General features: G+C 70.4%; 10 protein-coding genes. 3 read left to right on the top strand and 7 right to left on the bottom strand.

Annotation, left to right across the window (positions count from 1 at the left end):
* Nucleotides 1-2,083: AAA family ATPase (locus KRR26_RS23695; RefSeq protein WP_217080911.1), on the top strand; the 2,083-nt coding region annotated here is incomplete at its 5' end.
* Nucleotides 2,084-2,158: 75 nt separating this feature from the next.
* Here the strand turns inward: KRR26_RS23695 and KRR26_RS23690 are convergent.
* On the bottom strand, nucleotides 2,159-2,950 hold the full coding sequence (locus KRR26_RS23690) for a hypothetical protein (RefSeq protein ID WP_217080910.1): 792 nt from the start codon (nucleotides 2,948-2,950) through the stop codon (nucleotides 2,159-2,161).
* A 291-nt stretch (nucleotides 2,951-3,241) separates the two neighbouring features.
* Here KRR26_RS23690 and KRR26_RS23685 point away from each other — a divergent pair, with 291 nt between their 5' ends.
* Complete coding sequence (locus tag KRR26_RS23685) at nucleotides 3,242-4,048, top strand: DUF2520 domain-containing protein (RefSeq protein ID WP_407931735.1); 807 nt, start codon at nucleotides 3,242-3,244, stop codon at nucleotides 4,046-4,048.
* Here the strand turns inward: KRR26_RS23685 and KRR26_RS23680 are convergent, their stop codons facing one another.
* Nucleotides 4,049-5,353, bottom strand: coding sequence for a hypothetical protein (locus tag KRR26_RS23680; RefSeq protein ID WP_120203657.1), 1,305 nt, complete (start codon nucleotides 5,351-5,353; stop codon nucleotides 4,049-4,051).
* Nucleotides 5,354-5,572: 219 nt separating this feature from the next.
* On the opposite strand from KRR26_RS23680, the gene KRR26_RS23675 reads away from it, so the two are divergent.
* Nucleotides 5,573-8,770, top strand: a complete 3,198-nt coding sequence (locus tag KRR26_RS23675; RefSeq protein WP_236069101.1) for a TolB-like translocation protein — start codon at nucleotides 5,573-5,575, stop codon at nucleotides 8,768-8,770.
* 9 nt (nucleotides 8,771-8,779) lie between these two features.
* Here the strand turns inward: KRR26_RS23675 and nadD are convergent, their stop codons facing one another.
* The 5 genes from nadD to KRR26_RS23650 all read right to left on the bottom strand — a co-directional run bounded on the left by nadD (nucleotide 8,780) and on the right by KRR26_RS23650 (nucleotide 13,373).
* Nucleotides 8,780-9,343 (bottom strand): nicotinate (nicotinamide) nucleotide adenylyltransferase, encoded by a 564-nt coding sequence (gene nadD, locus KRR26_RS23670; protein ID WP_120203653.1) that lies wholly within the window; start codon nucleotides 9,341-9,343, stop codon nucleotides 8,780-8,782.
* Between the two features lie 7 nt (nucleotides 9,344-9,350).
* A complete protein-coding gene (locus KRR26_RS23665; protein ID WP_120203652.1) occupies nucleotides 9,351-10,025 on the bottom strand; it encodes a hypothetical protein in 675 nt (224 codons plus the stop codon).
* A 16-nt stretch (nucleotides 10,026-10,041) separates the two neighbouring features.
* Nucleotides 10,042-11,223 (bottom strand): exo-beta-N-acetylmuramidase NamZ family protein, encoded by a 1,182-nt coding sequence (locus KRR26_RS23660; protein ID WP_120204144.1) that lies wholly within the window; start codon nucleotides 11,221-11,223, stop codon nucleotides 10,042-10,044.
* A gap of 41 nt (nucleotides 11,224-11,264) precedes the next feature.
* Entirely contained in the window at nucleotides 11,265-12,569 is a 1,305-nt protein-coding gene (locus tag KRR26_RS23655; RefSeq protein ID WP_217080907.1) for an adenylate/guanylate cyclase domain-containing protein, read from the bottom strand.
* Between the two features lie 66 nt (nucleotides 12,570-12,635).
* Entirely contained in the window at nucleotides 12,636-13,373 is a 738-nt protein-coding gene (locus KRR26_RS23650) for a tetratricopeptide repeat protein (protein ID WP_120203649.1), read from the bottom strand.
* Nucleotides 13,374-13,439: the final 66 nt, after the last annotated feature.

Raw genomic sequence — 13,439 nt, 5'->3', positions numbered from 1 at the left:
CCTGGGCGCGCCCCCGTCTCCCCTCCCCGCCTCCGCCGTCGCGGTGAGCCTGCCCCGCCCCCTGCCCGTCGCGCCGCCGCCGGCCCCCGTCGCCCCGCCCTCGCGCGCCACGCCGGCCCTGTCGCCGCGTGACCTCATCGACACGGACGAGGACGTCCTCCCGCCCGCCGAGCCGGCCAAGCCCGCCGTTCCCGTCTCGCGGGTCCAGCCGGTCGCCTCCCCGCCTCCGGCCGCGCGTCCCACGCCCCCGCCGACGCCCGCGCTGGCTCCGGCCCCGGCGCGGGGTCTGGCCTCCGGTCTGGCGCTCGATCCGAAGACGTTCCCCATGCTCACCTCGCTGGGGCGCAACCTGAGCCAGGCCGCCCGCGAGGGGAAGCTCGACCCCGTGGTGGGCCGCGCGCGCGAGGTCGAGGAGGTCATCGACGTCCTCGGCAAGCGGCGCACCAACAACCCGTGCCTGCTGGGCGAGCCCGGCGTGGGCAAGACGGCGGTGGTGGAAGGCGTGGCGCAGCGGCTCCTGGAGCTGCGCGGCACGCTCGCGGAGAAGATCCTCGTGGAGCTGGACATGGCCACGCTGGTGGCGGGCACGCAGCTGCGCGGCTCGTTCTCCGAGAAGCTCAACGCGCTGAAGGACGAGGTCCGCAAGGCCGAGGGCCGCGTGGTCGTCTTCATCGACGAGATCCACACCCTGGTCGGCGCGGGCTCCACGGGCGACGGGCCGCAGGACGCGGCCAACGAGCTGAAGACCGCCATGGCGCGCGGGGAGTTCCCCTGCATCGGGGCCACCACCCACGACGAGTACCGCAAGTTCATCTCCGCGGACCCGGCCCTGGAGCGCCGCTTCACCGCCGTGGTGGTGAACGAGCCCTCCGTCCCGGAGACGGTGCAGATCCTCCAGGGCATCATCAGCCGGTACGAAGAGCACCACGCGCTGCGCTACCTGCCCGAGTCCCTGGAGGCCGCCGCGTCGCTGGCGAGCCGCTACGTGACGGACCGCTTCATGCCGGACAAGGCCATCAGCGTGGTGGACCTCGCCGGCAGCCGGGCGCACCGCGAGGGCAAGACGCGCGTGGAGCCGTCGGACGTGGCGCGCGTGGTGGCGAAGCTCGCGGGCGTTCCCGAGGAGCGGCTCCTGATGAACGACTCGGCGCGGCTGCTCCTCCTGGAGCACGACCTGGCCGAGCGGGTCATTGGCCACGAGGACGCCATCGGGCGGATCTCGCGGGTCATCCGGCGCAACTACGCGGGCTTCGCGTCGCGCCGCCCCATGGGCAGCTTCCTCTTCCTGGGCCCCACGGGCGTGGGCAAGACGGAGATGGCCCGCGCGCTCGCCGAGGTGCTCTTTGGCAGCCGCGACTCGCTCGTCCGGGTGGACATGAGCGAGCTGGCCGAGGCGCATGGTGTCTCTCGCCTCATTGGCGCGCCCGCGGGCTACGTGGGCTTTGGCGAAGGCGGCCAGCTCACCGAGCCCGTGCGTCGCCGTCCCTCCTCCGTGGTGGTGCTGGATGAGATCGAGAAGGCGCACCGCGAGGTGCAGCTGCTCCTCCTCCAGGTCCTGGAGGAGGGCCGCCTCACGGACGGCAAGGGCCGCCACATCGACTTCTCGAACACCGTCATCGTGATGACCACGAACCTGGGCGCCGAGGCGTTCTCGCGCACGAGCCGGCCGGTGGGCTTCGGCGCGGACGCGGCGCAGGGCTCGACGGACGCGCTGGAGGCGGCGGCCTCGGCGGCGCGCAAGGCCCTGCCCCCGGAGCTGTGGAATCGCATCGATGAGCGACTGCCCTTCCGTCCCCTCGCGGAGGTGGAGGTGGCGCGCATCGCCACGCTGCTGCTGGCGGAGAGCAGCAAGCGGCTGTCCACCGAGCGCGGCATCGAGTACGTCGCGGGCGACGACGTGGTGGGCCACCTTCTGAAGTCGGGCGGGTTCGATCCGCAGCTGGGCGCGCGGCCCATGCGGCAGATGGTGCAGCGGCTGGTGGAAGGTCCGCTCGCCGAGCGCATCCTCGCGGGTGAGTTCGGCGCGGGCGACCGCGTGCACGTGCAGGTGCGCTCCGGCCAGCTCCAGTTCCTGCGCGCCTGAAAACGAAGGCCGGACGCCGCGAGGTTGCGCGGCATCCGGCCTTGAAGACTGCGATGCGCTCAGGCGCTCAGCGCATCAGGGGCAGGGGTTGTTCGGGCGGTTGACGACCTGCGTGAAGTGGGTCGCGAGCGCGCTGGACGCAGACGCCGCTGCCGCCGCGAGGCCCGCCTTGGCGGCCGTCGCACCCGTGTCGTAGACGACCACGAGGGCCTGGCCCGCGTTCACGGTCGCCGGCACATCCAGCGAGATGGACTGGCCCGGATCCAGCGTGAAGCGGCCCTGGCCGAGCGGACGCAGCTGCGCCATCAGCTCCTGGTTGGCGCTCGTCAGGCCCTCCAGCGACAGGCCCTGGTTCACCACCGCGAAGCGCACGTTCGTCAGCTCCATGCGCACCGCCACCTCGGTGGCGTAGATGTGATCGAAGCGGATCACCGGCCGCGTGGGCGTGGGGTACGAGATGCCCGTGGACACGTTCAGGATGACGCTGCCGCGGATGCGCCCGCCGGTCTTGCTCGTCCAGTACATGTCCTTGATGGTGCTGTGGCAATCCGACGTGCTCCACCCGACGTGGATCTGATCTCCCGGCGGGATGGGCGAGTTGTTGCCCCACATGTTCTGCCAGTGGATGACGGTGTTGCCGTCCGCCGTCGGCTGATTGCTCACGTCGTAGAAGTAGCCGTCCCAAGCTCCGGAGCCGTAGCCATCGAAGGTGTTGGTGACCGTCTCGGCGCCATCCAGCACCACGGCCACGTCATAGGCCGTGGTCGTTCCGGTGTTGCGGAGGTCTACGTTGTAGTCGTACGCGGCCGCGCCCTGTGCGGCCAGGAGGAATGCCAGACCGGACAGCTTCATGCCCAAGCTCTTCATGACACTGTGTCCTTCCCACGCCTCGCGAGGGGGACGCGGGGGTGCGTCCTTCGGGGAGTGCGGGTGCCCGGCGCCAGTGCAGTCGCGATGCCATCCGTGCGCCTTCGAGTGCCGGAGGAGCCTCGCGCGCCCGCACGCGTGACATGTCCAGCCACAACCTGGGCCCTGCCTGTGGCGTCGGATGACACAGCCGAGCGCATGACGCGCTGCTACCGTGCGGCCATGCGTTCCCGTTCACCTCGCGCGCGGCGCCGCGCCCCGTCGGAGCCGCCGAGACCTCCCATCGTCATCGTGGGTTCCGGCAGACTCGGTGGCGCCCTGGGCCTCGCGCTCCAGGCCCAGGGTTGGCCCGTGCGGGTGGCCTCGCGTGACGCGGAGGGCCAGCGCCGCACACGCGCGCTGGGGCTCGCGCCCGCGACGGAGGACGACCTGAAGAAGGCCCGCCTGTGCCTGCTCTGCGTTCCCGACGCGGCGGTGCCCGCGGTCTCGCGCGAGCTGGCGACGCGCCTGCCGCGCACCGTGGCGCTGGTGCACACCGCGGGCGCCCTCCCCCTCACGGCCGTGGATGCCTCGCGAGGCCGCGCGGTCGGCTCATTCCATCCGCTGTGCGCGGTGTCCTCGCCTCGGGATTCGCTCACCGGACACGCCGTGGCCCTCAGCACGCGCTCCCCCGCGCTGCGCGGCGTGCTGCGGCGAATGGCCGAGGATGTGGAGCTTCACGCGCTCGATGTGCCCGAGTCGCGGCGCGCCGCCTATCACGCGGGCGCGGTGCTGAGCGCGGGCGGGCTCGTGGCGCTGGCGGATGCGGCGGTCACGGCGCTGGGCGCGGCGGGCATCGCACGAGACGACGCGCTCGCGGCGCTGCTGCCCCTGATGCGCTCGGCGTTGCGGGGCGTGGAAGCACGGGGACTTTCGGGCGGACTCACGGGCCCCGTGGTCCGAGGTGACACGGCCGTGGTGGCCGCGCACCTCGCTGCACTGCCACCGGACGTCGCGCAGCTGCATCGACTGCTGTCGCGGCGCGCGCTGGGGCTGGCCTCCGAGAAGCTGCGCCCCGAGTCGCGCGCCGCGCTGGCGCGACTGCTCGCCGACGACTGACTAGGTCAGGATGATGCGCGGGCCCTGGAGGGCCTTGCGCACGATGGCCAGGGCCTGCTCGGAGGCGGCCTCGGCCTCGGTGAGCCGGCGCAGGCACAGCTCGCCCTGCGCCTGCGTCACGGAGCGCTTCAGGTCCATGAGCAGGGTCATCGCGGCCTGGAGCATCTCCTGGCTCTGCGGAGACTGGGTGGCGGGCTTGCCGGCCGCCTGGGACACGTGCGCCGTGAAGCGGTTGAGCACGTCCACGGTCGCGTTCGCGTCGAACTTCTCCAGCAGCGGCTTGATGCGCGCGGCGTTGATGCGGATGAGGCGCAGCGCACCCACCTTCTGGAACGCCGGGTGGATAAGGCCAATCTCCGACATGTCGAACGCGCCCAGCAGGCCCTCGTCCGGCGCCGGGTGCGCGTGCGGCACCACGTCCACGAAGAGCGCGAGCGGATCCGCGCCCTGGCGGAAGGCCTCCAGTTCGTCCTCATCCAGCGGCGGGAAGCTCGCGGGCGCTCCAATGAAGAGCAGCGGCAGGACGATGTCGTGCCAGAACTCCTCAGGCGCCGAGCCCGTGCCGCCCACGGTGGCGAACAGGTGCGTCATCAGCTCCGCGAGCCGAGGCGCGCGGTCCGCCTGGTCCGCCAGCGACTTGGTCGCATCCAGCCGCTGGAGGGACTGGACAATCTGCCCCTCGAACTGCTGCCGCGCCTCGGGGGGAAGCGGCGGCTGGGTCCGACCGAGCGCGTCACGCACATCGCGCGCCAGCGCATCCGGGCGAGTCTCCACGGCCGTCTTGGCCTTGGCCGGATCCACCACGATGAACTGGAGGAAGCCCGGGTCGAACAGCCGCTGGTAGTCCGCCGGCCCCAGGCGCGGGGCCTGCGAGGGATTGACACTCAGCCGCACCTGCCCGAGTGAGCGGCGGATGTCCTGCGACAGGTCCTCCAGGCGCGACAGCTTGCCCTGCACCAGCGCGTCCATCACCGCCCCGAACGGGGACAGCATGATGATGGCGTCGGGAAAGCCCAGCGTGGCGCCCTCGGGCGAGTCGCGGTTGGGGAACCAGAAGCCCTGGTGCTCCGTGATGAGCCGCATGGCGAACGCGCCCGCGAGGCCCAGCGCCAGCCCCTGGTGATCCGGGCTGTTCGGCTGGAACGGCCCCACCAGCTTCGTGACGGCCGTCTCCACCTCGGCCCAGGGCGCCTTGAGCAGATCCACGGGCTTGCCCTCGGACTTCTCGAGGGCGGCGGAGACCTGGAGCTGCGCGTTGTGGACGTGCTGGGGAACGGGGTGCGCCTGGGCGGCGGGTTCGGACATGGGCGGTTCCTGAGAGAAGAGAAGCGGCGGCCACCCTTACCGTGAAAAACGCGGTCGTGGCCACGATTTGTGCCCGCTAGGATGATCCGCATGCCAGCTTCTTGCCGGCGGTTTCGCGGGTCTGTCCTCCTCGCCTGCCTCCTGATGTTCGCCAGCGGGTGTGCGTACGTCACACCCCGTTTCCCGCAAAACATCCAAGCCTCGTTCGCGCGCGAGGACATGCGGAAGCTCACCACGCGCTCGCTCGAGCTCTACTACCCGGAGCCGCTGCGGGCCTCCGCGCTCAGAGTGGCCGCGCGCCTGGAAGGCTGCGTCGAGCGCCTGCGGGGAGACGCCTGGAGCCAGACGCCTCGGGACCGCGCGCTCATCTACCTGACCAGCGCGGACTTCAATAACGCCTACGTCGTCCCGACCCTGCCCAGCATCCCTCAGCAGATGGTGCTGCCCCAGCACATGTCGCTGGAGCTGTTCAACCTGTTCGGGCTGGGCGAGACGGACATCGGCGACGTCGCGTGTCATGAGGCGGTCCACTACGTCCAGATGCAGCAGGTGGACGGCGTGTGGGGCTTCCTCAACCGCGTGACAGGCGGCGTGCTCCAGCCCAACATCTTCACCGAGTCATGGTTCCTGGAGGGGCTCGCGACCTACTTCGAGGGTCGGCTGGGCAAGGACACGGGCCGCCCCTCCAGCCCCATCTGGCGCGGCTGGTTCGAGTCCATGGTCCAGGAGACGGGGGGCCATCTCAACCCCGGCTACCTGTCCGTCGAGCACCGCGCGCTGGAGCCGTTCGGCGGCAACTACCTCACGGGCATGCACTTCGTGGAGTACCTGGCCCGCACCTACGGCGAGCGCAAGCTGTGGGAGCTGATCGACGTGCAGGGCAGCTCGGTGGTGCCCCCGCTGGCGGTGACGCTGCGGTTCAAGAAGGTCTTCGGCAAGGACGTCGGCTCGCTGTTCTCGGACTACTCGCGGAGCCTGCGTGACTCCCTGCATGTCCGCGAGCGCCCCGACTCGCAGAAGGTCCTCGTGCCGGGCGTGGGCTACTTCGCGCGGCTCGCCACCCACGCCGGGGATGGGGCCACGGCCGTGGTGAGCGAAGGCCGCGAGTCCATCCCCCAGCTGGCTGTCTATGAGCGCGATGGGCAAGTGCGCTTCGAGCGCGCCCTGGTGCAGTTGCTCCCGGGGCGCCGCTGGGTGCAGGCCAGCGCCACGCTGGTGAGCGGCATGTCGTTCAGCACGGACGGCGCCTGGCTGTTCCTGGTCGGCTCGGACCTGGACAACGAGGGCAGCTCCGTCTCGAAGCTGTGGAAGGTGGATGCGCGCACGGGGGACGTCGTCCGCCTGTGGGGCGGTCTGGAGGGAATGGGGGGCGCCGTCACTCCGGATGGCCTCGGCTACGTGTTCGTCCGCGTGCAGGGCGACGTCGCGAACCTCGTTCGACTGGACCTGGAGACAGGGCGTCAGGACGCGCTCACGGACTTCACGGCGCACGTGGCCATGGGGCCGCCAGCCATCTCTCCGGATGGGCAGCGGATGGTCTTCCCGATGGGCAGCGCGGCCGGATGGGACCTCGTGTTGCGGGAAGCCGACGGCGCGCTGCACTGGCTCACGCGGGATGGGCAGTTCAACTATTCACCGAAGTGGCTGGACGCGGAGCGCGTGGTGTTCCTGCGCGAGCATGAGCGGCGCCTCCAGGCGCACGTCATGACGGTGGCCACGCGGGAGGTGACGCGCATCACCGATGCGCCGTTCCTGGTGATGGACGTCGCGCCCATGGGGCAAGACTCCGTGGTCTTCCTCAACCGAGACGGTACGCACTTCACCGTGGACCACGCTCCGGTGACGGCCATCGCGGAGACCGCGCCCTCGGCTTCAGGTTCGGCCGTAGCGACCGCGCTCCCCGCCACGGCCGCCCCCGGAAGCGCGACGACCGCGCCCGCCTCCACGGAACAAAACACAACCTCGCCCCCGGCAGAGCGCACTGCGCCGCCCGCGCCCGAGCCGCTCGCGGCGACGCCTCCAAGTGCCGTCACCGCACAGCCCCAGGCGACGAGTCCGATTCTTCCCGAGCGCACCGAGCCACCTCCCGTGACGGTGTTGACGCCGCCTCCCCTTCCCGGTGAGCCCACCTCTGCGCGAGGTGATGCGCCTGCGGCGGCGGATGGCGTCGCAGGACTCCCGACCGGCACCACCACGCCGACTTCTCCTCCGGTGGATGCGCCCCAACAGACGCCTGCGCCGGAGCCGCTCGCGCCAGCCACATCCCCGGTCGCCGTCGCCGCGCTCGACGAGCCCGTGCGCTCGCCTCCCGAGGCTGACCACATCCTGGAGGTCGTCTCGGACAATCCGTACTCGCCCTTGGAGGACTTCTTCATCCCCGACTATCGGCTGCCGTACCTCTACACGCAGCCGAGTGAGGGCAAGACGAACGACGCGCGGTTGCTGGGAGGACTGGCGCTCGCGGGGCAGGACCGCTTGGGGTTCCATGCCTATGCGCTCCAGCTCACGTTCGATACGGCGCAGGACGAGCCGGGCATCTCGCTCGCGTATGGCAACGCGCAGCTCGCTCCGTTCTACATCCAGCTGTCGGCCTCGCGGATCCGCACCAACGACCACGTCGATACGCAGGCCACGGCCTTCGCCACGCGCACGTTCTGGACGACGCCCGTCACCTTCGGACTGCTGGCCCTGCGCCGACAGTTCGACGCGACGAATACCGAGCCAGCCCTCGACACCAAGCTCATTGGACCCGAGGTCGCGGTCTCGTACTTCGCGGGCGCGGGCACGGCCTACGGCGGCACGCAGCGCGGCCTGGGCATGTCGCTGTCCGGTGGCCTCTACCCGAACGCGTTCTTCCGCACCCAGACGATGGGCGACGTACGCGTCGGGCTGGACGGCTTCCTCGGCGGACTGCCCTTCACGGGCAAGGACAACCTCCAGCTCACCGCGGTGGGCCGCGCCCTGCCCGGCGCGCCCGCGGGCCTGCTCGAAGTGGGCGGCATCCTCCCCGGTCAGGTCTTCTACAAGAACCGCCGCAGCACCGATGAACATCCGCTGCCACTCGACTTGCAGCCCGGCATCGCCTTCGGTGAGTACCTGCGAGGCTTTGAAGACCGCACGTTCCGCGCGCGCAATGTGGCCATTGCCTCGGCCACGTATCGCTATCGCTTCATCCTCGACCGAGGCTGGGCGTCCACACTCTTCATCCTGCCGTCGTTCTTCCTCCGCCAGTTCGAGCTGGAAGGCTTCGGTAGCGCGGCGCGTTTGGACAATCGTCGGAGCCTGGGCGCGGTGGGCGGCGCGGCGACGCTGCGCTTCACGATTGGCCAGTTCGTGCCCTTCGCCATCTATTACCAGTACGCCTACCGCTTCCAGAACAACATGGGCAACGAGCACCTCATCGGCCTGCTCTTCTGACCGCCGCGCTCAGGCGCGCCGAGTCGCAAACCCATACAGGCCCTCGTGCCGCGCATAGGCCAGCACGCGCGAGGGCACCAACTCGTCGGGCTCGACGCCGCGCGAGAGCATGTCGCGAATCTGCGTGGAGGAGACCTCCGCGAGCGGCGGCCCCACCGTCTCCGGGGCCGGGTAGCCGGCGCGATAGAGCACCACCACGCGAGACATCTGCTGGATGCGGGGGAAGTCCTTCCAGTTCGGCAGGTCGCGCAAGATGTCGCTGCCGATGATGAGCGACCAGCGGATGTGCGGATACCGCTCCACCAGGAACGACAGCGTGTCCACCGTGCGTCCACTGCCGCCCACCTCGCGCTCCACGAGGCTCGTCTTCAGCCAACCCGAGGCGTCCTGACAGAGCGCCTCGCACATGCGCACGCGGTGCTCGTAGCTCTCCAGTTGCTTGCCGAACGGGTGATGGAAGGCGGGCATGAACCACACCTCGTCCACGCCCTGCGTGGCGTGCACGTAGTGCGCCGCCATCAGGTGCCCCACGTGCGGCGGATTGAACGAGCCTCCGAGCAGCGCGACCTTCACGGGTGCCTCACTTGACGGTCAGCTTCGTGCCGCGCTTGTCCAACTGCAGCACCTGCGGCTCCAGCACCGGATGCCCATCCAGCCGGAAGGCCGAGAACTGGAGGTTGCGGTCCACCTTCTCCAACAGGCCACAGGTCTGCTCGGCCGCGCCGACGAGGCGCCCGGGCGTCACGAAGTAGCGCGGGCCAATCTGCACCACGCGAGGGTCGGACTCCTTGCCGTGGATGAACACCATCGCGTTGAGGAGATCATCCCGGCTCAGGTCATTCTTGTCGTGGACGACACAGCAGAGCGTGTCCCCCATCAGCTCGAGCATCTTGTTGGGCGTCGACGGATCTCGGTAGTGCAGGGAGTCGCGCTCGGGCACGCGCACGAAGCGCTCCATCACCAGGCGCCGATCATCCTCCGAGGCCACGTCCGCGGGCGCCGCGCCGAACGCGGGCGTCCGAGGCCGGGCCTCCTGCGTGTTCGTCAGCCAGTTGGTGACGTCCGCCAGGAAGTCCGCGTCCGAGTACTCGCGCCCGCCCCGACTCTTCTGCCGACGCCACAGCACCCACTCATCCAGGTCCGTGAAGCGCGCCCCCGTGAAGATGAAGCGCCGCGCGCCGCGCGCCCGCAAGAGTTCGTACGCGGCATCAAAGGCCGCGAGATCACCATGGCTGTCGGAAAAGACGCCGATCACGTGGAAGTCCCCACGCTCAAGCGTACAGCAGGAAGGGCTCCCTTTGCCGCCGGAACGCTTCGGCCTGAGCCGAGAAGCCCTCCATCAGCCGGTCCAGGGGCCAGCCGCCCTCGATGCCACGACGCACCTGGTCCGTGCCACACAGCAGATCAAACGCGGGCACGTCCTCGACGAACTCGTAGGCATCCGCGCGCCAGCCGAAGTGCCCAGGGCCAATGTCATGCAACGCCTGGAAGATGGCGACGCCCGTGCGCAGGGGTTGGAACGTCTGGCGATCCGTGACGTGGATGAACGCGCCACTGCACGACTGGCCTTTGTACTTGTCGAAGGTGGGCGTGAAGCCCACGGGCCGGAAGGCCACGCCCGGCAGTTGCTCGCGGGCCAGTCGCGCCAGGAGCGCGTCCGTGTCCACCCAGGGGGCGCCGAACTGCTCGAACGGGCGACACGTGCCGCGCCCCTCCGACACGGTCGTGCCTTCTCCCAGGCACATGCCCGGATAGACGAGCGCGGTGTCCGCGGTGGGCATGTTGGGCGAGGGCGAGATGAACGGCAGACCCGTGTCGCTCCACGACATCTCCCGCCGCAGCCCCTCACACGGGATGACCGTCAGGTCGCAGCCGAAGCCTTCCTGTGCATTGAAGAGCCGGGCCAGCTCGCCCGCCGTCATGCCGTGGCGATTGGGCAGCGCGTAGAGGCCCACGAACGAGCGGAACCCCGTCCCCACCAGGTTGCCCTCCAGGTGGACGCCCCCCAGCGGGTTGGGACGATCCAACACGAAGAACGGGATGCGCGCCTGGGCCGCGGCCTTCATCGCCAGGGCCATGGTGTAGACGTAGGTGTAGTAGCGCGAGCCCACGTCCTGGATGTCGAACACGAGCGCATCCAGGCCCTGGAGCCACTCCGGGCGCGGCGACAGCGACTCGAAGGTGGAGCCGTAGAGGCTGTGCACGGGTGCACCGGTGCGGCGGTCGCGCGCGTCGTCCACGGCCACCATGTACTGAGCCTCGCCGCGGATGCCGTGCTCGGGGCCGAAGAGGGCCGCCAGCGTCACGCCAGGCGTCTGCGCCAGCAGGTCCGCCAGGTGGCGGAAGCGCGAGTCCACGCTGGTGGGGTTGACGATGGCGCCCACGCGACGCCCCTTCAGCGCCGCGAAGCCCTGCTCCACCCACACATCCAGCCCCGTCTTCACCTTCGTCACGGTCACCCCTTCGCGTCACGGTTGGCGGCGCCGCAGCGCGCTCAATCCTCGCCCATGCGCCGCAGCGCGCTCTGCGCTGCCTTCTTCGAGTCGCACATGCCCAGACCAAAGAGGCCACCGGTCTGGCCGTCGTCCGAGCCGCCGTCCCCTGCCAGGTCCTCGAGCGCGCCGCGCGCCCGCTTGAGCTTCAGGTCCGCCACGGCGCTGGCCGCGGCCGAGCGCACACCGCACTGCGCATGGTCCAGCAAGTCGATGATGCGGGACTCGGAGGTCCGGTCACCCGCGCGCGCGGCCCGCTCGTAGCTGTCCAGGGAGCTCTTCACGTTGCCCTGGGCCTCCTCCAACTGCCCGAACAAGTAGTGCCGCCGGCCCACGTCGCGCTCGTCGCCAATGAGTCGCCGGGCCTCGCGAACGCGGGTCTCCTTCTCCGCCCCCGACGTGCCCTCCACGGAGTGAATGGCCCGCATGGTGGGACCGCCGCCCCAGGCCACCACCGCCAGCCCCAACACGAGCGCCGCGCCGCCCGCGCCCAGCGCCAGCTTGCGCGTGTTCCCCTGGAGATGGAGCCGCGCGACGAGCGTGGGAGGCAGCACGTCGGATAGCCGGGACATCAACACGCCGCTGACCGTCCGAGCCTGTCGCCCCAACACGACCGCGCCATCGGCCGCGCGCTGGCCCAACACGGCCGCGCGCTGCCCCAGCGCCCCCAGGTCCACCGCGCCACTCAGCGCACTCTCCGAGACGCGCGACAGGGCCAGGTTTCCATAGGGCGGCATCGACGCCTCGGCCTCCGCCGGGACCACCACGCCGGGAGCCGGCGCCTCGACGCGATAGGGCGCGCGCGGCACCCGGAAGACGCGAATCTTTCCGGGGATGCCCTTCAGCTCGAAGGCCCCGACCTCTTGAGAGGGCACCTCGGCCTTGTTCATCGCGAGGTAGACGGCCTCGGTGAAGAAGACCTCGTCCGCCTCGGTGATGCCCTCCACGCGGGCGGCGATGTTGACGGGCTCGCCGAAGACGTCGTTCGCCTCCAGGCGGACCTCGCCCACGTTGACGGCCACGCGCACGTGGAGCTGCTCGGACTCACTCAAGCCTCGGTTGTGCTGCCAGAGGCGATCCTGGATGGCGATGCCGCTGAGCACCGCCTGCGTGGGCGACTCGAACGTGACGAGGAACGCATCGCCGATGGACTTGATGATGCGCCCACCGAACGCCTTGAACAGCGGCGCCAGGAGCGCCTGGTGCACCTGCAGGAGGCGTTGATTCTCCTCCAGGGTCTGCCGGCTGGTGCGCTCGGTGAACCCCTTGATGTCGGTGAACACGATGGCGAGGTTGGCGGTCTTCAAGGCGCGCGCAGTGTATGCAGCAGCCAGCGCGAAGCAATTGCCACCGGAGAAGCCTCGCGCTCGCTGTCAGCGCTTGGAAGGTTTCAGGGCGCGCATGCGCCGGGACTCGGGCGCGGCGAGCTGGGCCCGCACCTTCGCGGCGAGCTGGGGCCTGTTCGTCCGCTCGTAGAACTCGGCCAGCTTGCGCAGCACCATCGCCCCGCCGGGTTGGGCTTCTCGCGCGGCGAGAAGTTCTCGTTCCGCATCCGCGACGCGCTCCTGGCGCTCCAGGACCAGGGCGAGCTGGAGACGCACCTGGACCCACTCGGGTCGGGCATGGGCCAGGTAACGGTAGTGCAACTCGGCCTTCAGCCAGTCCCCCAGCCCCACCCACACGCTGGCGAGCCGGAAGCGGGCCTCTTCGTAGGAAGCCCGGTACGACAGGGCCGTCTCGTAGGCGCGGGCCGCCTTGAAGGGCAGGCCCTGCTCCTCGAGGAGCAGACCGCGCAGGTAGTGCCCTCGGGGGTTCTCCGGAGCGACAGCGGCCACGGCATCCAGGTGGACCTTCGCCCGCTCGAGCGAGGCCGGCCCCCCCGTCTTCAGGAGCAAGCGGGCCGCCTCCAGGTGAGGCAGCTCCCAGGCGGGCTGGGTCCGCGCGAGGGACTCCACGCCCGCGAGCGCCGCCGCATCATCCCCTTCCGCCTCATGGGCCAGCGCGGCCGCCAGCGAGGGGGCCGGGGCCACGGTCGGGGGCGCCGTCAGGGTGGAAGAGGCTGGCGCGTCGGCGGCGGCCGCCAGCAGCGCCGCCAGAATGACCCACGTCATCCACGGCAGATAGCAGAGCCGGGCTGAACTCCTCAACAGTTCCTCTTGACGGCCAACCGGCCGCGC

This window comes from Citreicoccus inhibens (assembly GCF_019039035.1).
GTDB classification, from domain to species: domain Bacteria; phylum Myxococcota; class Myxococcia; order Myxococcales; family Myxococcaceae; genus Citreicoccus; species Citreicoccus inhibens.
Note: the sequence above shows the minus strand (reverse complement) of the source record. Positions and strands in the feature narration are given on the sequence as shown.